Origin of the sequence: Micromonospora sp. CA-246542, assembly GCF_050942905.1 — a bacterium.
In the GTDB taxonomy this organism is placed as follows: Bacteria; Actinomycetota; Actinomycetes; order Mycobacteriales; family Micromonosporaceae; genus Micromonospora.
In genome coordinates this window covers 3,214,627-3,235,125 of sequence record NZ_CP192040.1, presented here as the reverse complement: position 1 = coordinate 3,235,125, position 20,499 = coordinate 3,214,627, and the positions used below count along the sequence as shown (strand labels likewise).

Below are 20,499 nucleotides of genomic sequence, written 5' to 3'. Positions count from 1 at the left end.
CCCTACCCGGAGGTACGGCAGAGACCCCGGCGAGCCAGGTCAGCGCGACGCGCCGCTGAGCCGCCGACCGATCGAGGCGATCAGCCGGTCGAGCTCGGAGCCGAACGGGTTGTCGTGCACCAGGTACGTCCAGGTGGCGGTCGGCCGGACCAGGGTGCCGTCCTCGGGCTCCCAGTCCTCATCGAATTCGGTCTCGTTGAACGTGGCGATAGTGCGCGCCTCGATCTCCGGGACGAGGTTGTTGAACGCCGGCACCGCCGCCCGGTGGAACTCGTCCAGCGGGTCGAGCCGCCCCAGGGCACGCAGGTGTACGCCCTCACGGACCTCGGACAGCTCGGCCAGGTGCTCGGCCCAGAGCCGGTCCAGGTGGAAGAGCGCGATCGACCGGGCCGCCCGGGCGAGCAGGTCCTCGTCCATCTCGCCGGCCTTCTCGGGTTCCTTGTCCAGCAGCATCAGGGCGGCCACGTCGCTGGTCAGCAGGCGCTCGCGGCGGGCGGCCAGGGCGATGCGCTGCTGCTCGATCACCACGCTGTAGCGCCAGGTGTTGCGGTGGATCTCGTGGTTGACGCCCTCGGCGACCCGCTGGGCGTGCTCGACCGCGTAGTCGACCTGCTCGTCGGTGACCAGGCCGTCCGCGTTCATCCGCGGCGACGGGGGCACCGCGTCGGCGGCGTGCCGGACGACCAGGTCGTCCTCCAGGCTGACGAAGAAGACCGAGCCGCCCGGGTCGCCCTGTCGGCCGGCGCGGCCCCGCAGCTGGTCGTCGACGCGGCGGCTGTCGTGCCGGCCGCTGCCGATCACGTAGAGGCCGCCCAGCTCGGCCACCCGGTCCCGGTCGGCCTGGTCGCTGCCGCCGAGGCGGATGTCGACGCCCCGGCCGGCCATCTGGGTGGAGACCGTCACCGCGCCGTACGCGCCGGCCTCGGCGATGATCGCCGCTTCCTCGTCGTCGTTCTTGGCGTTCAGCACCACGCAGGACACGCCGGCCGCGTTGAGCCCGGCGGCCAGCGCCTCGGACTCCTTGACGTCCAGGGTGCCGACGAGCACCGGCCGCCCGGCGTCGTGGCAGCGGCGGATCTCGTCGATCAGCGCCTCGTCCTTCTCGGCGCGGGTGGCGTAGATCCGGTCCGGCTCGTCCTCGCGGACGCACGGCGTGTTCGGCGGGATCACCGCGACCTCGAGGTCGAAGAACTCCCGCAACTGGTCGCCGACCAGCACCGCGGTGGCGGTCATGCCGCACACCTTCGGGTAGAGCGCGATGAACGCCTGCACGGCGATGGTGCCGAGCACCTCACCCTCGGCGGTGGCGTCCAGCCCCTCCTTGGCCTCGACCGCCGCCTGGAGCCCGTCGGGCCAGCGGCGGCGCTGGGCCACCCGGCCGCGCATCTCGTCGATCAGCTCGACCGAGCCGTCCCGGACGATGTAGTCCACGTCACGGTGCAGCAGGGTCTGGGCGTGCAGCGCCACGTGGACGGCGGAGAGCTGCTCGACGTGCTCCTCGTCGTACAGGTCGATGCCGAGCTTGGCCTCGACGGCGGCCAGGCCGGCGGAGGTGAACGCCACGCTGCGGCCGTCCTCGGCGATCGTGTAGTGCCGGCCCTTGCGCAGTCCGCGCACCAGCGCGGCGGCGGCGTGCACCGGGTCCTGCTCGCCCGGCACCGCGCCGGCGAGCACCATCGGCACCCGGGCCTCGTCGATCATGATCGAGTCGGCCTCGTCGATGATCGCCGTGGTCAGCACCGGCTGCACGCGGTCTTCGACGTCGGTGACGAGCTGGTCGCGCAGGTAGTCGAAGCCCGCCTCGCTGACCGAGATGTAGGTGACGTCGCAGGAGTACGCGTCGCGCCGCTCCTGGGGCGTGGACGCCTCGTTGACCCAGCCGACGGTCAGGCCGAGCAGCGTGTAGACGGGCTCCATCCACTGGGCGTCCCGGCGGGCCAGGTAGTCGTTGACGGTGAGCACGTGCACCGGACCGTTGCCCAGCCGGACGTGCCCGTACGCGGCGATGGTGGCGGTCAGCGTCTTGCCCTCACCGGTGGCCATCTCGGCGACCTTGCCGGAGAGCAGCGCCATCGCGCCGAGTAGCTGCACGTCGTACGGCCGCTGGTCGAGGCCCCGGCGGGCGGCCTCGCGGCCGACCGCGCAGATCTCCTCGTAGCCGGTGGCGGCACCGGCGGCCTCGGTCAACTCGGCGTCGTCAAGCGCGGCGAGGTCGTCCTCGCGCGCCGCGATCGCCGGCAGCAGCTTCTCCAGCGGAGCAAGATCCACGGTTGATCCCGGGCGCTGGAGGAAACGCCGGAACTTGCTCTTGAACCGTTGCGACACACCCATGAGCGGCAACGGTACGCGATTCTCGACCGACACGGGCGGCCCGGCCGCCCGGCAAGTTGGGCCCCCTCAGGCGACCAGCAGTTGGTGGGTGGCCAACTCCCGGTAGAGCGGGTCGGTGGCGGTCAGTTCGGCATGGGTGCCCACGGCCACCACCCGGCCGCCGTCGAGGACGACGATCTGGTCGGCGTCCACCACGGTGGCGAGTCGGTGCGCCACGATCAGCAGCGTACGGCGCACGGCCACCGCGTCGATGGCGCGGCGCAGCGCGGCCTCGTTGCGCGCGTCGAGGTTGCTGGTCGGCTCGTCGAGCAGCAGCACCGGCGGGCCGGCCAGCAGGGCCCGCCCGATGGCCAGCCGCTGCCGCTCACCCCGGAGAGCAGCACCCCGCCCTCCCCCACCTGCACGTCGAGGCCCTGCGGGGCGCGCTGGGCCAGGTGGGTGAGGTTGACCTCGTCCAGGACCTCGCGCAACCGGTCGTCCGTCGCGTCGGGGGCGGTGATCAGCAGGTTCTCGCGCAGCGTGCCGGCGAGCACGGGCGCCTCCTGCTCCACGTAGCCGAGCCGGGCCCGCAGCGCGTCGCGGGGCAGCTCCCGCACGTCCACGCCGTCGACCCGGACCGCGCCGGCGCTGACCTCGTAGAAGCGCTCGACCAGGGCCAGCAGCGTCGACTTGCCGGCGCCCGACGGGCCGACCAGGGCGGTACGGGTGCCGGTCGGCACCGCGAAGCTGACGTCGTGCAGCACCGACGCGCCGCCCGGGTAGCCGAACCCGACCCGGTCGAACTCGATCATGGGTGCGGGCCGGCGCGGGGTCGTCGTCGCGGGCCCGGCCGTCGGTCGGTCCGCCGCGCCCTCCGCCGGCACGTCCAGGATCTCCTCGATCCGCTGCAGGGCGCCCAGACCGGACTGCAACTGGGTGTACGCGCGCAGCACCTGGCCCAGCGGCAACGCCAGGAGGAACAGGTACATGACGAAGGCGACCAGATCGCCCACGGAGATCGCCCCGGCGGCGACCCGCGCCCCGCCGATGCCGAGCACGAGCAGGAACGCCCCCTGCACGGTGACCGAGCCGATCGGGCCGATCAGCGCCTGCACCCGGGCCACCCGCAACCCCGCCCCGTACGCCTCGCGGGCGCTCACGGCGACGGTGTCCGCCTCCCGCGCCTCGGCCCGGCTGGCCCGGATGGTCCGGGCCGCCGAGATCGCCCGCTCCACCGCCGAGGTCATCTCGCCGACCCGCTCCTGGGCGGCGCGGGCCAACGCCCGGACACGCCGGGCAAAGGTCGCCGCGAAGCCCAGCCCGAGGCCCACCCCGAGCAGAGTGACGCCGAACAGCAGTGGGTCGAGCAGCACCATCGCGGTGCCCGCCCCGACCACCATCACCGCTCCGGTGACCACCTCGAACAGGCCGGAGGTCACCACCGCCCGCAGCAGGGTGGTGTCCGAGCCCACCCGGGAGAGCAGGTCGCCGATACGCCGCTGGTCGTACTCGGCGATGGGGAGCCGCAGCAGGTGGGCCGCCAGCCGTCGCCGGGTGCCCAGCACCAGCCCTTCGGCGGTGCGTTGCAACAGGTAGTCGCGCAGGCCGCCGATCGCCGCGCCCAGCACCACGAGCCCCACCAGCACCGCCACCAGCCACCAGACCGGGTGCTCGCGGCCGATCCGGTCCAGGACCGACCGGGTGAGCAGCGGTTGGGCCAGTGACGCCGCCGAACCGGCCAGCGACAACACGCCCACCACGACGAGGGTGCCCCGATGCTCGCGCAGGTACGGCAGCAGGGCGCGAAGACCGATCGGGCGGCTGTCGACCGGCGTGTCCGTCGAGGTGCTCATGGGGCGAACGGTAGCCGGCCCGCTCACCCCGCGACGGCTCCTCAACCGGCCAGGACCACCTGTAGCTCCTGGCGGCGGCGCTCGGCCAGGTCGGTGAGCAGGGTGGGCGCCTCGTCGAACGGGACCACCGCCGAGACCAGGTGCTTGCGGATGACGTCCCCGTACGTCCGCAGCAGGTCGACGGTCTCGGCGGAGAGCCGCTCCCGGTCCCAGGTGGGCGCGAGCCCGCGCGGCACCCGTCCGATCTGCGCGCAGCGCAGGGCCAGGCCGTTGTGGTGGAACTCCTCGCCGAGCCGCACCGCATCCGCGCCGCCCTGGTAGAAGGCCAGGTCGATCACGGTGCCCTGCGGGCGCAGGAGCCGCAGCGCGAGGTGCAACGCCCACGCCTGTCCCCGGCACTGGAACACCACGTCGGCGCCCCGGTCGCCGGCGACATGGGCCCACCGGGTCTTCAGCACCACGGCGGGGTCGTCCGCCTCCGGGTCGAGCGATTCCAGGCCCAGCGCGTCGGCGACCCGACGACGCTGCGGGGTCGGGTCGAGCACCACCACCGACGCGGCGCCGTGCCGGCGGGCCAGCAGGGCGGTCAGCAGGCCCACCACTCCGGCGCCGACCACCGCGACCCGCCGGCCGCGTACCCCGTCGCCGAGCGAGCGGACGTCCGCGCCGTGCAGATCGGCGGCGGCGTGCAGCAGACCGTTGGCGCAGATCGGGCCCATGTGCGCGACGTAGACGCCGAGCAGCGGGTCCAGGTCGTCGGGCAGCGGCACGAACCGTTCGGCGACCGGGTCGGCCAGCCAGCCGGTGCGGTGCCCGTACGTCATCGCGCCGACCGTGCCCACCGCCACCGCCGGGGTCGCGCTCTCCACCACCCGGCCCACCTGCATGTAACCCAGCCGGGTCACCGGGTACGGGGTGCTGGCCGCGCCGGGTTGGAAGAGCCCGAGGTCGGCGTCCCAGGTGACGTTCAGGTAGGGGTTCGTGCCCTTGACGTAGCTCAGCTCGGTGCCCGCGGAGACGCCGCTGAACATCGTCTCGACGCGGAACGTGCCGGGCCGCAGCGGCGCGGCCTCCTGCTCGACGATCTCCACCCGACCGGGGGCGGTGACCGCGACGACCCGATCAGGCATCGACGGTCACCCCGGTGCTCACGACGCCCGAATCGGCGGGCGTGGTGAGTCGGATCATCCGGCCACCGCGGGCCGAGTCGGCCACCGCGAGGGCGAGCCGCTGGGTCTTCAACGCCTCGGCGTACGGGACCCGCACGTCGTCGCCGACACCGCGGACGGCGTCGACGAACGCGCGGTCCACCGCCACCCGGGCGGCCTCCGGATCGGCCGGGACGTGCCGTTCGCCGTCGGCGTCACGGATCAGCAGGCCGTCCTCGCCCAGCGACAGGGCCAGCCCGTCGGCGAGGATCTCCAGGCCGGCGCGGTGCTTCCAGCCCAGCACGCAGGCGGCGCTGAGCGTGCCGACCGCGCCGCTGGCGAAGCGCAGCGTGGCGGTGGTCACCGAGTCGATGTCGGCGCCGTCGACAGGCGGTGGCGTGCCGTTGCCGTACGCGGTGACCTCGGTCACCTCGCCGGCCAGCACCCGGATCAGGTCCAGCACGTGGGCTGCCTGCTCGACGACCGGGCCGCCGGACCGGTCGCGCCGCGACCACCAGGCCACCGGCGGCACCTTGTCCAGCCACGTGCCGCTGACCATCCGCACCGGACGGTCGGCGAGCAGCTCACGGGCCGTGTCGAGCACGCTCAGGTAACGCCAGTGGTGCCCGACGGCGGTGCGCAGTCCACGCCGGGCGACGAGGTCGGCGATGCGTTCGGCGGTGCCCAGGTCGACGGCGACCGGCTTCTCCACGAACATCGGCACCCCGGCGTCGATCACCGCCTCCTCGGCGGGGCCGTGCGCGAAGGGCGGTACGCAGACGTACACCGCGTCGGGGCCGGCGGCCAGCAGCTCGGCCACGTCGGTGAAGGTCCGCGAAGCGTGCCGCGCGGCCAGCTCCGCCGCCGCCTCCGGAACCACGTCGGTCACCCCGACGATCTCGACGTCGTCGAATCCGGACAGCACCCGCGCATGACGCTGCGCCACTCCCCCGGCACCGACCAGGCCCACCCGACAGCTGACCATCCGACAACCTCTCCCGAGAACGTTTCGGCTCCGTCGGGAGCAGTCCCCTGGCATGCGCGCAATCAAACGTTCATCCCCCGGGAACGCGCCGATGCCACGTCGTGATCAAGCTGTTGCCCTGGGAACGGTTAGCGCGAGGCGGCAAGTGGGAACTAGAGCCCTGCTTGTACCACGCACGAAAAAGAGGGGGTGCCCGTGCGGGATACGACCGTGTCACCGGTGGTGGAGGCGTGGGCCACGTACCGGACCACGTCGGCGGCGGACTGGCCGGCACGCCGGTTGCTTCGTGCCAAGGGTGAGAGCCGGGTCAGCGTGGTGCTGCCGGCACGGAACGAGGAGGCGACGGTCGGCGCGATCGTGTCGACCATCCGGGAGCACCTGATGGACCGGGTCGCGCTCGTCGACGAGCTGATCGTGGTGGATTCGAGGTCGACCGACCGTACCGCCCAGGTGGCCCGGGCCGCCGGCGCGGAGGTGGTCAGCCAGGACGCGATGACCCGGGGCCTGCCGCGGCTCACCGGCAAGGGCGACGCGCTCTGGGCGGGGCTGGCCGCCGCCGGGGGCGACGTGGTGGCGTTCATCGACGCCGACCTGCGGGAGTTCCGCCCGCACTTCGTCACCGGCCTGCTCGGGCCGCTGCTCACCGACCCGTCGGTGGACTTCGTGAAGGGCTTCTACCACCGCCCGCTCGTCGGATCCGCCACGGTGGAGCAGGACGGCGGCGGGCGGGTGACCGAACTGATGGCCCGACCGCTGCTCAATCTCTTCTGGCCCGAACTGGCCGGCTTCGTGCAGCCGCTCGCCGGTGAGTACGCCGGCCGCCGCGACGTGCTGGCCCGGGTGCCGTTCGTCTCCGGGTACGGCGTGGAGACCGCCATGATGATCGACCTGCTGGACCTGGTCGGTCTGGACGCGCTGGCGCAGGTCGACCTGGGCGAACGCAAGCACCGTCACCAGGACACGGCGGCGCTGGGCCGGATGTCCGCGCAGATCATGCTGACCGCGTGGTCCCGGCTGCAACGACGCGGTTGGGCGACCCCGGGTCTGATGCCGGAGGCGCTGCTGACCCAGTTCCGCCGGGGCGGGTCGGACACCCTGCCCAACCTGGACCGGGAGGTCGTGGTCAGCGACGTGTCCATCGAGGAGCGCCCGCCGCTGGCCGAGCTGCGCCACCGGCTCCCCCGCCGACGGGTGGCGGCCGCGTGAGCGCCCCGCTTCGGCGGCCGGCCACCGCCCGGGTACGAAAGGACCGCCGATGAGCCTCACCGTGCTGATGAACGCCGGCCCGTGGCTGTCGGTGCCCCCACCCGGGTACGGCGGCATCGAGAACGTGATCGCGACCCTGGTGCCGGAGCTGCGGCGGCTCGGCGTACGCGTGGTGCTCGCCTCGGTGGAGTCCAGCGCTCTGCCGGTGGACGAGAAGGTGTCGGTCTTCTCCGACGGGCAGTTCGGCGCGCTGCAACGGCCCTACAACCAGGTCTGTGGCATCGCGCAGGCGCACCTGGCCGGGGTGGTCCGCGAGCTGCACTCCCGCGACGACATCGACCTGGTGCACGACCACGTGGAGGCGGTCGGGCTGGCCACGCTCACCGCGATGGGACCGTCCGGGCCGCCGGTGCTGCACACCCTGCACTGGGACCTGGCCAAGCACCCCGCGCTCTACGGCACTCTCGACGGCGGCGACCGGGTCCGGGTCAACGGCGTCTCGGCGTCGCAGTTGGCCCGGGCGCCGCTGGCGCTGCGGGAGCACTCGGTGGGTCACGTGCACCTGTCCACCCCGCTGGCCGTGGACGCCGACCGTCGGCCCGGTCCGCCCAAGGGCGATCACCTGCTCATCCTCGGGCGGATCAACCCGGGCAAGGGGCAGGACGTGGGCGCGCGGCTCGCGCGGCGGATCGGCGTACCGCTGGTGCTGGCCGGTCCCGTCGGGCCGTACCACCGCCCGGCGGACCTGGCGGCGGCCGGCGACGAGGCCCGGCAGAACCCGGACGTGCGGTTCTTCCTCGACGACGTGGCGCCGCACGTCGACGGCGACCTGGTCCGCTGGGTCGGCACCGTGGCCGGGCAGGAGCGCGACGACCTGCTGGCCAGCGCCCGCGCCTCGCTGTTCCCGCTGCGCTGGGAGGAGCCGGGGGGCACGGCCGTGGTCGAGTCGCTGGCCCTGGGTACGCCGGTGGTGGCCACCGCCCGGGGCTGCCTGCCCGAGTTGATCGAGCACGGACGCACCGGCCTGCTCACCGGCGATGAGGATGAGCTGGCCGATCTGGTGCTGGCCGCGGACCTGCTCGACCCGCACGAGTGCCGCCGGGTCGCGGCGCAGCGGTTCACGCCCGCGGTGATGGCCCAGCGCTACGTCGAGCTGTACCAGCGGGTCCGCGAGCTGGCGACCACGCCCCGCCTGCAACCGGTCTGAGCCGCGGTCGCCGCCGGCGCGTTTGCCCCCGGCGGCGACGGGTAGGCGCATCCGTACGCCTGCCGCGCAGCGAGGGAGCCGGTGATGGTCGGACCGATGGCGCACTCCCGGGCCCGGGCCAACCCGGCCGACGGCAAGCCGCCGGTACGCCGCGCGGCCAGCACCGCGTCCGTCGTGTTCCTGCTGGTCGGTGTGCTCGGCTTCGTCCCGGGGATCACCAGCGGTACGCAGAACCTGCGCTTCGCGGGGCACACCTCGGGCGCGTTCCTGTTCGGCGCCTTCCAGGTGTCGGTGCTGCACAACCTCGTACACCTGCTGTTCGGGGTCGTCGGCCTGGCGCTGGCGCGGACGGTCGGCGGCGCGCGGACCTTCCTGGTCGGCGGCGGCGCGGTCTACCTGGTGCTCTGGCTCTACGGACTGGCGGTGGACCACGACACCGGCGCGAACGTCCTGCCGGTCAACGCCGCCGACGGTTGGCTGCACCTCGGCCTGGGCCTCGGTCTGATCGCGCTGGGTCTGCTGACCGCGCGGCCCCGGCGACCGTGAGCCGCGTCGCCGTGGCGACCGGTCCGGTTTGATGGCGCGGCACCTCGGGTAGTGGGCAGATCCCGACCCACAAGCGAATCGAGGACGCCCCGATGGCCAGCCGGATCACCTGCGAGGTGCGCGACACGGCACCGGTGGCGGTCGTCCGGCTCACCGGCGCCCTCGACCTGGGCACCATGCGGTCGGTGCACCACGCGCTGAACGGGGCGCTGGCGGCCCAGCCGGAGGCGCTGGTGGTCGACCTCGCCCACGTGACCGTGCGGGACCGGTTGGCGCTGTCGGTCTTCGCGGCGACGGCCCGGCGTGCCGAGGAGTGGCCGGCCGTGCCGGTGGTGCTCTGCGCCCCGCCGCCGGCCGCCGCCCGGTGGCTGGCCGAGTCGACGACGTGCCGGGTGGTTCCGGTCTCGCAGGACTGCGCGGAGGCGACGAGGGTGGCCGGCGCGCAGGGAGCGCTGCGGATCCGCGCCCGGTTGGAGCCGGTGGCGGAGGCGTGCCGGCGAGCCCGGGAGCTGGTCGGCGACGCGTGCGCCCGGTGGAACCTGCCCGACGCGGCCGGCCCGGCGGCTCTCGTGCTCACCGAACTGGTCGGCAACGTCGTCCGGCACGTGGGCACCCCCATGCAGGTGACCGTGACGCTGCGGCGGCCGTACCTGCACCTGGCCGTGGTGGACGGCAGCCCGGCGGCGGCCCAACCCGCCGGTTTGGACCTGCGGGCGGAGGGTGGCCGAGGGCTGCTGCTGGTCCGCGAGCTGGCGCAGCGGTGGGGCAGCGTGCCGGCGGGCGAGGGCAAGGCCGTTTGGGCGATGGTGCCGGCGGCCTGAGGCCGCGGGGCACTTCGACCGGTACCAGCGATCTGACCGAATTCACCGCTTAAGCCTGGTTACATGGTGCAAGGGTCGGGTAGGCACGCCCGTCCTTTCTGCCGTCACGACGGGGTGAGCAGCCATGCCCAAGCGGGTAACCACGGAACCCGTTCGCGATCGGGGGCCGGCGATCCTGGCACCGGCCCGCTTCGGGGGCTTTCCCGGGTCGCTGCGGACGCCGGTCCCCGGCAACTCCCTGATCAAGTTCCTCGCCACCACCGACCACAAACAGATCGGCGTGCTGTACCTGCTGACCTCCTTCGGGTTCTTCCTGGTGGCGGGCCTGCAGGCGATGGTGATGCGCGCCGAGCTGGCCCGGCCGGGCCTGCAGTTCCTCTCCTCCGAGCAGTACAACCAGCTCTTCACCTCGCACGGCGCGGTGATGCTGCTGCTGTTCGCCACGCCCGCCGCCTTCGGATTCGCCAACTTCATCGTGCCGATCCAGATCGGCGCGCCGGACGTGTCGTTCCCCCGGCTCAACGCGCTGGCGTACTGGCTGTACCTGTTCGGCGGCCTGATGGTGATCGGCGGGTTCGCCGCGCCGGGCGGTTCGGCGGACTTCGGTTGGACCGCCTACAACCCGCTGAGCAGCGTCGAGAACAGCCCCGGCGTGGGCGCGAACATGTGGGTGGTGGGCCTGGTGCTCTCCGGCCTGGGAACCATCCTGGGCGCGGTCAACCTGATCACCACGATCCTGACCCTGCGCGCGCCCGGCATGACCCTGTTCCGGATGCCGATCTTCACCTGGAACATGCTGTTCACCAGCGTGCTGGTGATCCTCGTCTTCCCACTGCTGGCCGCCGCGCTACTGGCGCTCTCCGCCGACCGGTTGCTCAACGCGCACGTGTACGACGCGGCCACCGGCGGCCCGATGCTCTGGCAGCACCTGTTCTGGTTCTTCGGCCATCCCGAGGTCTACATCATCGCGCTGCCGTTCTTCGGCATCATCACCGAGATCATCCCGGTGTTCTCCCGCAAGCCGCTGTTCGGCTACACCGGGATCGTGCTGGCCACCATCGCGATCACCGTGCTGTCCATGACGGTGTGGGCGCACCACATGTTCGCCACCGGGCAGGTGCTGCTGCCGTTCTTCAGCATCCTGAGCTACCTGATCGCGGTGCCCACCGGAGTGAAGTTCTTCAACTGGATCGGCACCATGTGGAAGGGGCAGCTCACCTTCGAGACGCCGATGCTGTTCGCCATCGGCTTCCTGGTGACCTTCCTTCTCGGCGGCCTCACCGGGGTGCTGCTGGCCAGCCCGCCGGTCGACTGGCACACCCACGACAGCTACTTCGTGGTGGCGCACTTCCACTACGTCGTGTTCGGCACGGTGGTCTTCGCGCTCTTCGGTGGCTACTACTTCTGGTGGCCGAAGATGACCGGACGGCTGCTCGACGAGCGGCTCGGCAAGGCGCACTTCTGGACGATGTTCATCGGCTTCCACGGCACCTTCCTGGTGCACCACTGGCTGGGCGCGGAGGGCATGCCCCGCCGGTACGCCGACTACCTGCCCAGCGACGGCTTCACCACGCTGAACACCATCTCCAGCATCTTCGCGTTCATCCTCGGCCTGTCCACGCTCTTCTTCATCTACAACGCCTGGAAGTCCTGGCGGTACGGGGCGATGGTCACGGTGGACGACCCGTGGGGCTTCGGCAACTCGCTGGAGTGGGCGACCACCTGCCCGCCGCCCCTGCGCAACTTCGACAAGATGCCCCGCATCCGCTCCGAGCGGCCGGCGTTCGACCTGAAGTACGGGCCGCTCGTCGCCGACCTGGGCCGGGACCTGCCGCAGCGCACCACGAAGCCGCCGCAGCACTTCGGCGACGAGATACACCTCGAGCACCACGCGCCCGAGTCGCCCGCCCCCGAGGGCGCGCACGGCGCCCCGGAGGCGGCCCGCTACCACCCGGCCCCCGAGTCCGGCGCCCGCCCGGTGGACGTGCCGGTGCCCGAGGGCGTACGCCGGCCCAGCTTCGAGCAGAGCGACGCGCCGCAGGACGCGCAGGACGCGCCGAAGCCGCACGAACGCTGGCGGCACCCGCACAGCGACGGCGAGGACCAGGACCGCTGAGAGTCGGTACGCGCCACGGGCCCGACACCTGTGCGGTGTCGGGCCCCTGCTGTCGTCGGCGGATCAGTCCCGGGCGGGCGGCAGTCCGGCGGCGGTGAGCGAGCGGCGCACCGCCGGCTGCACCCGGGTCAGCCGCAACGGCACGCCGGTACGCTCGGCTGCCTCCCGACCCGCCACCAGCGCGGCGATCCCACCGGCGTCGAACCCGCCCGCGCCGACCAGGTCGACGACGACCTCGCTCGGCTGGCCGGTGACAGCCTCCAACATCGCGCGGCGTAGCTGGTCCGCGCCGTCGCGGTCGACCTCGCCGCCGACCTCGACAACCACCCGGTCACCGTTCTGCCGTACCGAGATGCGGGTCTTGCCCGGATCCGGTTCGGCGGCGCCGTTCTGCCAGGGCGGTGGGGCGTCGGCGAGCATGGCCTGCCGCAGCCAGGTCAGCGCCCGCGACAGCAGGCGGGACACGTGCATCTGCGAGATGCCGAATCGGGCGGCGATCTCCGCCTGGGTCTGGTTGCCGTAGAAGCGCATGGCGAGGATGCGGCGCTCACGCCAGGGCAGCCGGTGCAGCAGGCCGCTCACCGTCACCCGGTCGTCGACCGATTCGAGGGCGTTGTCCGACTCGCCGACCAGGTCGCCGAACTCCGCGGAGCTCTCCCCGCCGACCGGCGCGTTCAGCGACGCCGGACTGTAGCCGGCTGCCGACTCCAACGCCGCGAGAATCTCCTCCTCCGGCGTCTCCAGCCGGGCCGACAGCTCGGCCACCGATGGCGCGCGGGACAACTCGCTGGTCAGCGCGGCGGTGGCCTGCCCCACCTCGAGGATCAGATCACGCAGCCGCCGGGGTACGTGCACGCCCCAGGTTCGGTCCCGGAAGTGGCGCTTGATCTCGCCCACGATGGTGATCGCCGCGTACGCCGTGAACGAACCCCGCTCCGGGTCGTACCGGTCGACGGCGTTGACCAGCCCCAGGCGGGCCACCTGCTCCAGGTCCTCCAGCGGTTCGCCCCGCCCCCGGTAACGGCGGGCCAGCCGGCCGGCGAACGGCAGCGCGAAGCGGACCAGGTCGTCCCGCGCCTCCTGTCGCCGCTCCGGCGGCAGCCCTTCGATCCGGGCCGCGTACGCCAGCGCCGCCGCGTCCAGGTCCTCCAGACCACGCTCGGTGGGTGGTGGTGTGGTCGTGGTCGTGCTCGTCTGTCCGAACATCCGCGCCTCCCTCAGGAAGGTCCCCCGCCCGGATCGGGAAACCGGTCGTGCGCGTGGTCGAGCCACGCACCGGGCCGGAAAGTGGGTCAGTGACTGGGATGCCAGCGGGCGACAACATCTCTACGCAGCGCGATCAGGTCGTCGCAGCCAGCGATGTTCCCGCTCCGTAGGTACTCAATCACGGGACCCCGGGTTCGCGAGGAAGTTTCGGCGTCCTCCCCTTCAGGAGACGAGCAACCCCTGGTGGCCGCCGGTGTCACGGAGCACCGACAGGGCCTCCGCGACCCCCAGCGGGGGCGGGACGGGCAGGTCGTACGGCTGGGCGCGCATGACCTCGGTGGCCCGGCGCGTTGGCACGGACGTCACCGGATAGCCCCGCGCGGAGGTCCGGTCCAGCGCCCGGCGTCGTCGGCCGAAGCCCGCCACCGCCAACCACTGCGGGAGCCCGGCCAGGGCGGGCGAGCGCATACCGGGCGGCTCGGGCAGGACGTCCACCGAGCTGAACTCCTCGCTGCCGGCCAGCCACCACTCGGCCTCGTCCACGCTGCGGCGGGTCGCGTTCTCGCACCAGTACGGCACCAGCCCCGCCCGCACCACCTGCCACGGATCGAGCAGCCGACCGCATTCCACCACCAACCGGTCACCGGTCTTGCCGGCGGCCCGCAACCAGCGCCGGTAGAGGTCGGCCACCGCGGCGCTCAACGCTCCCGGCCGGGGCACCAGCACCCGATGCAGCGGGCGCCCGTGACGGCCCGCGAAGTCCCGGGCGGCGAGCTCGAATCCGGGGTCCATGCCGTACTCGGCGTCGCCCGACGGCACCGACACCTCCGGTGGCGCCCACCGGGCGGCGTCGCCGCCCACCGCCCGCAGGACCTGCCGCAGGGCGTGGCTGTCGGGATGGAAGTCCACCGGGTCCAGTCCGCTCGCCGGGCAGCCGACCTGGAAGCTGTACCCGGGCCCGCGTTCCAGCACGGGCCACGTGCGCGCGTCCCGCACCAGCAGCACCGGGGCGTCGGCGCTCAGCCGGTCGGTCAGGAACTGCGCGTACGCGGCCGGCAGCGACCGCCAGCGGGCGGCCAGGGACACGGTGACGCCGGTGAGGGTTCCCCGACTGGCCGGGCAGTGCACCTGGCGCAGGTGCACGTCGGGGTTGCCGCCGACCAGCCGCTCGGCGAGCGCGCCCCGTGCGCCAGCGCGTCCCGGGGACGGTCCACGGCCCCGTCGCTCCAGTGCACGGTCATCTCGAAGCCGGCGGGCAGCCACGGCACGCCGAGAGCGATCGCCAGGTGGGCGGCCGCACCGTGCGGCGAGCCGATGAGCACCCCGGGATAGCTGCGGCGCGGGTACTGGTCGACGAACCAGCGTGCCACCCGGGCCGCGTCCACCTCACCGATCTGGTCGACGGTGAGGGCGACCCGCCCGGCGGCCCGGGTCGCCGCAGCCCGGCGCACCGGCTCGGGCGCCGTCGGGAACCGCGAGATCGGCCCGGTGTGCCCGAGGTCGGCGCAGTCCGCGCCCCGCAGCGCCCGGGCGGTGGCGGCGACCAGCACCCGGGCGGCGCTGCCCTGGGCCACGACCCGGTCGCCGGCCAGACCGGCGCCATCGGCCGTGAGCCCCTTGTGCACCTTGTGCACCGGCCCCACCTTGCCTCGTTCGCTCACCACGCGGCCCGGCTTCCCGTCCCGATGGGGTTCAAACGGGGCATCACCCACCCGGCAGTCACAATCCGCTGGTCAGCGGGTTGCGCCGGTCATCACCGGCGATCGGCCGCGCAGGTTTCACCGGGGCTGGGCCGGGCACATCGGGGCCCATGCGCACCGACGACACCAGCGAGCCCGCCGCCGCCACGATCACCCCGTACGAGGACGGTCCACTGCTCGTCCGCGGCGACTTCGCGCTGGTGACCCCGGACGGCGAGCGGATCGACGCCCACCGGGGCACGGTGGCGCTGTGCCGCTGCGGCAAGTCGGCGCTCAAGCCGTTCTGCGACGGCACCCACAAGATGGTCAACTTCCGGGCGGGGACCACCCGCGAGGGGTGAGCCGACGTCGTCACGGCCCTCACGACGGGCGCGGCCGCCTCCGCCGGGCGCCACCAGGCTCGCTTCAGCGGACGCCACCAGGCTCGCTCCGCCGGGCGCCACCAGGTTCGCTTCCTTTGCTCTGCTTCCACGGACGCAACACCCACGGCCCGTCACTGTCGCCTCGGTGGAAGCAGAGCAAAGGGCGAAGGTGGACCGGGCCGACCCGCCGGCACAGCCAGCGGTCCGGCGGCCAGGGCGACGGTCGACCGGGCCGACCCGCCGGCACAGCCAGCGGTCCGGCGGCTGCGGCGGACCTTCGGATCAGACGAGCGCGATCTGTTCCCGCGCGCCCCCCGAGGCCGCCGGAGTCACCGGGGTCGACCCGACGAGCGGGACGGTCGGCGGCGGGGTCGGCGGGGCGGGTGACCGCAGCGAGCTGCGGCCGGCCGCCCAACTGTCGAGCAGGTGCGCCGCGAAGAGCCGGTCCACCGCGAGCGCCGCCGCCGCGCCGAAGAGCACGTCCGGGGCGAGCGCCGGCTCGGTCCGGACCAGGCCGCCGCACAGGTCGTGCGCGGCGATCTGCTCGTGCACCGCGTCCGCCTCCACGTGCTCGTCGTAGAAGCGGGTCGCCACCTCGTCGAAACCGAGGCGGCGCAGCCCGTTGCCGTAGCGGCGGTTCGGCAGGGACGAGGTCATCTCGAAGGCCGCCAGGTGCCCGAGCAGCGCCCCGCGCAGCCGTCGGTGCAGCCCGAACAGGGACATCAGGTTGTTGGTCGCCAGGGTCACGGCGGGCACCACGTCCAGGTGAGCGCCGTAGCTGATGTCCAGACCCAGCCGTTCGAGGGTGCGCCGGAACAGCTCGGCGTGCATCCGGTCCAACCGCCCGTTGCCGTACTCGTCAGTCTGGATCTCCACGAGGGCGGCCTTGGCGGGACCGCCCAGGCGCGGCAACGCCCAGCTGTGCGGGTCCGCCTCGCGCAGGTGGTAGACCGAGCGGTGGGCGACGAACTCGCGGAACTGGGTGAGGTCGGCACGCCGTTGGAGCGCGGCGGCCAGCGACGGCCCGTCATCGGCCGCGACCAGCTCGGCCAGCCCGGCCGCGACCCGGCCCGCCAGCTCCGCCGCGTGGCGGCCAGCGGGCATCGCCGGTACGCCGGCCAGTCGGCGCAGCGCCGCCTCGAAGGGGCGTTCGACCCGGGCCCGCAGGGCCAGCAGCGTGGGCTGCCACTCCCAGCCCTCGTCGACGCCCTGCCAGCCCCGGTAGTGCAGCTCGTAGCAGAGGAACAGGGTCAGTTGCAGGTCCTCGTCGGTCACCGGGTCCGCCGGGTCGAGGTCGACGCCGAGGTACGCCGGCAGGTCGTACGGCGCGCGGCGAAGCGCGTCGGTCACCGCCGCCGACAGTGGGCCGCGCGGCTGCGGCAGGGGCGCGGGACCATAACGGCGGTCGGCGGGTTCCGGCATGGGACCTCCAGGGTCGTCGGGCCGCTACTGATGCCCTGGTCGGGTGCGCCTAAACGAGATCCTCGACGGCCACGGCCTGCTCCACCTGCTCGCGGACCCGCCGGGCCGGTTCCCCCTCGTCGTACAGGCCACGCAGGTCGGCGAAGGCCGGTTCCGGGGGCGCCAACGAGACCGTCGCGTCGACGACCGCCTCCAGGACGCAGGGCCGGTCCGCGGCGAGCGCCTCGTCCCAGGCCGCGCCGACCAGCTCCGGACGGTCCACCCGGACGCCGTGCAGCCCGAGCAGCCGGGCCCAGCCCGCGTACGGGACGTCGGGGCGGCGGCCCATCGGGTCCCTGGACGACTCCCGTCCACCGCCCATGCCGTTGTGGTCGCGGTTGTTGAGCACGAGCACCACCAACCGCGGGTCGGCCCAGTCCTGCCAGTGGTGCGACACCGTGATCATCTCGGCGAGGCCGTTGAGTTGCATGGCCCCGTCGCCGAGCAGCGCGATCACCGGCGCGTCCGGGGCCGCGAGCTTGGCGGCCACCGCGTACGGCAGGGCGCAGCCCATCGAACCGAGGGTGCCGCAGAGTTGCGCGTTGACCCCGGGCGGCAGGACGAGGTGCCGGGCGTACCAGTAGAGGACCGAGCCGACGTCGACCGCCACCGACCCGGCGTGCGGCACCCGCGTGGACAGTTCCTGGAGGACGAGCTGCGGGTTGATCGGTTCGGCCGGCGCGGCGGCCCGGTCGGCGGCGGTCGCGCGCCAGCGGTCGACGGTGCTCTCCACCGTCGCGCGCCACTGTTGGTGCGGCCGGGCGGGCACCCGCTCCAGCAGTGCCCGCAGCGTCTCGGTGGCGTCGCCGACCAGCGGGACGTCGGCCGGGTAGCGGCTGCCGATGCGCGTGCCGTCGATGTCGATCTGCACCGTGCGGGCCTGGTCGGGCATCGGGAAGTAGTCGGTCCACGGGTCGTTCGTGCCGACCAGCAGCAGCGTGTCACAGCCGCCCATCAGCTCGGCCGCGGCCGGTGTGCCGACCTCCCCGAGCACTCCGGCGTGAAAGGGCAGGCGCTCGTCCAGGATCGGCTTGCCCAGCAGCGACGTCGCCACCCCGGCGCCGAGGCGGTCGGCCAGCTCGACGATCTCGGCGGCGGCGCCCCGGCCACCCTGGCCCACCAGGATCGCGGTGCGCTGGCCGTTGCCGAGCACCTGCGCGGCGGCGTCGAGGTCCACCTCGTGCGGCAGCACCCGGGCCAGCGGCTCACCGGGAGTCGCCGTGATCACGCCCGCCGCGTGCGTCCCCAGGTCCGGCACGAGGGCCTCCTGGAGGTGCCGGGGCAGCACCACGCACGTCGGGCTCCGCGTCGCCGCCGCGGTGCGGAACGCCTGGTCCAGCAGCGCGGGTACGGACGCCGGGCTGCGGCCGTACCGGACGAACTGGTTGCACACGTCGCCGAAAAGCCGGCTCAGCCCGATCTGCTGGTGCGCGCCTCCCAGCGGCCCGGTGACGTCCTCACCGACGATCGCCACGACCGGCTTGCTGTCGAGCTTGGCGTCGTACAGGCCATTGAGCAGTTGCACCGCGCTCGGTCCCTGGGTGGCGAGGCAGACCCCGATGCCGCCGGTGAACTTGGCGTGCCCGGTGGCCATGAACGAGGCGGTCTCCTCGTGCCGGGCCGGGATGAACGCCGGGTCGCCCCCGGCGTCCTCCAGTGCCTCGACCAGCGGGGCGATCGCCGCTCCGGGGTAACCGAAGGCGCGCGGTACCCGCCAGGCCCGCATCCGCTCGACCACCAGGTCCGCGACCCGGCGCTCAGCCATTGCCGCGTCCCGGGGTGCCCTCGTCGACGTAGCGCAGGACCGCGCCGACGCCGTCGGTGAGCTGCGGCGCCTCGTCCGCGCCGAGCACCGTCAACGCCGCGTCGGTGCCCACCAGGGCCCGGACCAGCGCCGCGTCGGCGCGGACCCGCTGCGGGTCGCCGACCGACATCGCGCTCAACTGGGACGGGTCGACGGCGATCTCGGTGGGCTCGGGGCCGATCCACAGCTCGCCGTTGGCGGACGGGTCGTCGACGATGAGCATCGTGTCGACCTGGTTGCGTTGCAGGGCGGACACGACCGCGTCGAGTCCCGCGCCGACGTCCTCCTGCACGCCGAACTTGTCCAGCGCGGCGGTGATCCGCTGGTCGGCGACCTCGGCGATGGTCTGCACCGTGAGGTCGTCCAGCATGCTCTGGTCGGCGCCGCCGGCCCGCGAGCCCGCGTCGGTACGGACGACCAGGTCCTGCCAGCGCGGCGGCATCTGCGCGGCGATCATCCCGGTGGCCCGGACGTCACCGGCCACCACCACGACGTCCGCGCCGACGCGGTCGGCCAGCTCGACGGTCGCGGCGGTGACGTCGCCGGCGTTCTGGTGCCACGCCTCCATGGCGGCCCGCTGGTAGCGCGACTGCGACCACCCGCCGGGCTGGACCCGACGCAGCGGGAAGCTCTCCCGGCCGGCCACGTGCGCCCGCCGGGGTACACCGCCCGCGCTGACCGCGACGGCGTCGCCCCCGGTCCGGTCGGCGACCACCCGGACCCACGCCACCTGTTCGCCGCGCTGGGCGAGCAGCGGCATGACGTGCGGCAACGGCCCGAAGCTCGCCAGATCGCGCAGCGGCGGCGCGGACAGGTACTCGGAGAGCACCACCCGACCGTGGCTGGCGAAGACCGCCAGGCCGTAGTCCCCGACCATCGGGTCGTGACCCCGGATCACCCGGTCCAGCGCGGCGACGCTCGCCTCGTCCGCCCCCTGTTCGGCCAGGCGGCGTTCCAGGGCGCGCCAGCGCAGGTCCAGCGCCGGGTGGGCGTCCTCGGTGTCGGCGGAGGCGTCCAGGTACACCGAGCACCACGGCCCGGGTCGGTCGTAGAGCGGGCGCAGGAAGGACAGCTGCATGCTCGACCCCTTTCCAGCTCGACCGCCCGCTTACCCCCGTCGCCCGGGATGTCACCTCGCGGGCGTGAGCCCGTGACCAGGTTTCATTCACGTCGTTCAACCGGGGACATCGATACGATCAGTGAACACAAGCGGACTCTCGGTGGTGGACATGGACAGCGGACTCGATACCCGGCGGATCGTGCACCCGACGGAGCGGATCGTCACCGGGCGGCTGGTCCGCCTGCTGGACGGCTACACCCGCGAGATACGCGTCGGCCAACCGGTGCTGGTGGCGGTGCTCGCCGCGGCGGCGTTCGCCCGGCTGCCGGCCCTGCTGCTGCGCGCGCTGTTCTCCTTCGGCGGCGGTGGCGCCCGCCGGCGCTGGAAGGAGCTGAAGCAGGGCCCGGAGTACCTGGTCACCCCGGTGCGCCTGCGGAACACCGCCGGTCAGCTCTGCGAGGTCGAGCTGCACGGGCACCTGCCGCAGAGCGCCCTGCACCCGGCCGACCAGGTGCAGCTCACCCTGCGCCCGCAGCGCGACCCGGAGCTGCCGCCGCGGATCGAGCGGATCGTCAACCTGACCACCGGGCAGCTGCTCACCCCGCGCACCGCGACGCTCTGGTCGCATCTCGGCCCGCCACTGCTGTTGCAGGCGACCCTGGGCGCGCTGCTGCTCGCCGGCGTGGTGGCCTGCTCCGCGCTGACCTGAACGGC

At 73.5% G+C, this 20,499-nt stretch carries 16 protein-coding genes and 1 pseudogene; 7 read left to right on the top strand and 10 right to left on the bottom strand.

What is annotated here, in order from left to right:
* Nucleotides 1–39 precede the first annotated feature (39 nt).
* From secA2 to ACQP0N_RS15120, 5 genes are all read right to left on the bottom strand, one after another.
* A complete protein-coding gene (gene secA2, locus ACQP0N_RS15140; RefSeq protein WP_433120947.1) occupies nt 40–2,331 on the bottom strand; it encodes an accessory Sec system translocase SecA2 in 2,292 nt (763 codons plus the stop codon).
* 66 nt (nt 2,332–2,397) lie between these two features.
* Nucleotides 2,398–2,547, bottom strand: a complete 150-nt coding sequence (locus tag ACQP0N_RS15135; protein ID WP_433120945.1) for a hypothetical protein — start codon at nt 2,545–2,547, stop codon at nt 2,398–2,400.
* A 2-nt stretch (nt 2,548–2,549) separates the two neighbouring features.
* Nucleotides 2,550–4,163, bottom strand: a complete 1,614-nt coding sequence (locus ACQP0N_RS15130; protein ID WP_433120943.1) for an ABC transporter ATP-binding protein — start codon at nt 4,161–4,163, stop codon at nt 2,550–2,552.
* A 41-nt stretch (nt 4,164–4,204) separates the two neighbouring features.
* The gene (locus ACQP0N_RS15125; RefSeq protein ID WP_433120941.1) at nt 4,205–5,293 is read right to left on the bottom strand and encodes a zinc-binding dehydrogenase; all 1,089 of its coding nucleotides are present in this window, start codon (nt 5,291–5,293) and stop codon (nt 4,205–4,207) included.
* The gene (locus tag ACQP0N_RS15120; RefSeq protein WP_433120939.1) at nt 5,286–6,296 is read right to left on the bottom strand and encodes a Gfo/Idh/MocA family protein; all 1,011 of its coding nucleotides are present in this window, start codon (nt 6,294–6,296) and stop codon (nt 5,286–5,288) included. The genes ACQP0N_RS15125 and ACQP0N_RS15120 overlap by 8 nt, the downstream gene beginning before the upstream one ends.
* A gap of 222 nt (nt 6,297–6,518) precedes the next feature.
* On the opposite strand from ACQP0N_RS15120, the gene ACQP0N_RS15115 reads away from it, so the two are divergent.
* The 5 genes from ACQP0N_RS15115 to ctaD all read left to right on the top strand — a co-directional run bounded on the left by ACQP0N_RS15115 (nt 6,519) and on the right by ctaD (nt 12,192).
* Complete coding sequence (locus ACQP0N_RS15115; protein ID WP_357122207.1) at nt 6,519–7,502, top strand: glucosyl-3-phosphoglycerate synthase; 984 nt, start codon at nt 6,519–6,521, stop codon at nt 7,500–7,502.
* Nucleotides 7,503–7,551: 49 nt separating this feature from the next.
* Complete coding sequence (locus ACQP0N_RS15110; protein WP_433120937.1) at nt 7,552–8,709, top strand: glycosyltransferase; 1,158 nt, start codon at nt 7,552–7,554, stop codon at nt 8,707–8,709.
* 84 nt (nt 8,710–8,793) lie between these two features.
* Nucleotides 8,794–9,255, top strand: coding sequence for a DUF4383 domain-containing protein (locus ACQP0N_RS15105; RefSeq protein ID WP_396833310.1), 462 nt, complete (start codon nt 8,794–8,796; stop codon nt 9,253–9,255).
* 92 nt (nt 9,256–9,347) lie between these two features.
* The gene (locus tag ACQP0N_RS15100; RefSeq protein ID WP_433120935.1) at nt 9,348–10,076 is read left to right on the top strand and encodes an STAS domain-containing protein; all 729 of its coding nucleotides are present in this window, start codon (nt 9,348–9,350) and stop codon (nt 10,074–10,076) included.
* 124 nt (nt 10,077–10,200) lie between these two features.
* Nucleotides 10,201–12,192 (top strand): aa3-type cytochrome oxidase subunit I, encoded by a 1,992-nt coding sequence (gene ctaD, locus ACQP0N_RS15095; RefSeq protein WP_433120933.1) that lies wholly within the window; start codon nt 10,201–10,203, stop codon nt 12,190–12,192.
* A 63-nt stretch (nt 12,193–12,255) separates the two neighbouring features.
* Here ctaD and ACQP0N_RS15090 read toward each other — a convergent pair whose 3' ends face one another.
* Nucleotides 12,256–13,398, bottom strand: coding sequence for a SigB/SigF/SigG family RNA polymerase sigma factor (locus tag ACQP0N_RS15090; protein WP_355052419.1), 1,143 nt, complete (start codon nt 13,396–13,398; stop codon nt 12,256–12,258).
* A gap of 222 nt (nt 13,399–13,620) precedes the next feature.
* Nucleotides 13,621–15,032 (bottom strand): annotated as a pseudogene (locus ACQP0N_RS15085) (hypothetical protein).
* A gap of 176 nt (nt 15,033–15,208) precedes the next feature.
* On the opposite strand from ACQP0N_RS15085, the gene ACQP0N_RS15080 reads away from it, so the two are divergent.
* Complete coding sequence (locus ACQP0N_RS15080) at nt 15,209–15,439, top strand: CDGSH iron-sulfur domain-containing protein (RefSeq protein ID WP_433120930.1); 231 nt, start codon at nt 15,209–15,211, stop codon at nt 15,437–15,439.
* A 303-nt stretch (nt 15,440–15,742) separates the two neighbouring features.
* Here the strand turns inward: ACQP0N_RS15080 and ACQP0N_RS15075 are convergent, their stop codons facing one another.
* The 3 genes from ACQP0N_RS15075 to ACQP0N_RS15065 are packed head-to-tail and all read right to left on the bottom strand — an operon-like array spanning nt 15,743 to nt 19,803.
* Nucleotides 15,743–16,882, bottom strand: a complete 1,140-nt coding sequence (locus ACQP0N_RS15075) for an iron-containing redox enzyme family protein (protein WP_433120928.1) — start codon at nt 16,880–16,882, stop codon at nt 15,743–15,745.
* 49 nt (nt 16,883–16,931) lie between these two features.
* Nucleotides 16,932–18,686, bottom strand: a complete 1,755-nt coding sequence (locus tag ACQP0N_RS15070; protein WP_433120926.1) for a thiamine pyrophosphate-binding protein — start codon at nt 18,684–18,686, stop codon at nt 16,932–16,934.
* A complete protein-coding gene (locus ACQP0N_RS15065) occupies nt 18,679–19,803 on the bottom strand; it encodes a Vms1/Ankzf1 family peptidyl-tRNA hydrolase (RefSeq protein ID WP_357122008.1) in 1,125 nt (374 codons plus the stop codon). The genes ACQP0N_RS15070 and ACQP0N_RS15065 overlap by 8 nt, the downstream gene beginning before the upstream one ends.
* Before the next feature lie 142 nt (nt 19,804–19,945).
* On the opposite strand from ACQP0N_RS15065, the gene ACQP0N_RS15060 reads away from it, so the two are divergent.
* On the top strand, nt 19,946–20,494 hold the full coding sequence (locus tag ACQP0N_RS15060) for a hypothetical protein (protein ID WP_433121637.1): 549 nt from the start codon (nt 19,946–19,948) through the stop codon (nt 20,492–20,494).
* The last annotated feature ends 5 nt before the right edge of the window (nt 20,495–20,499 follow it).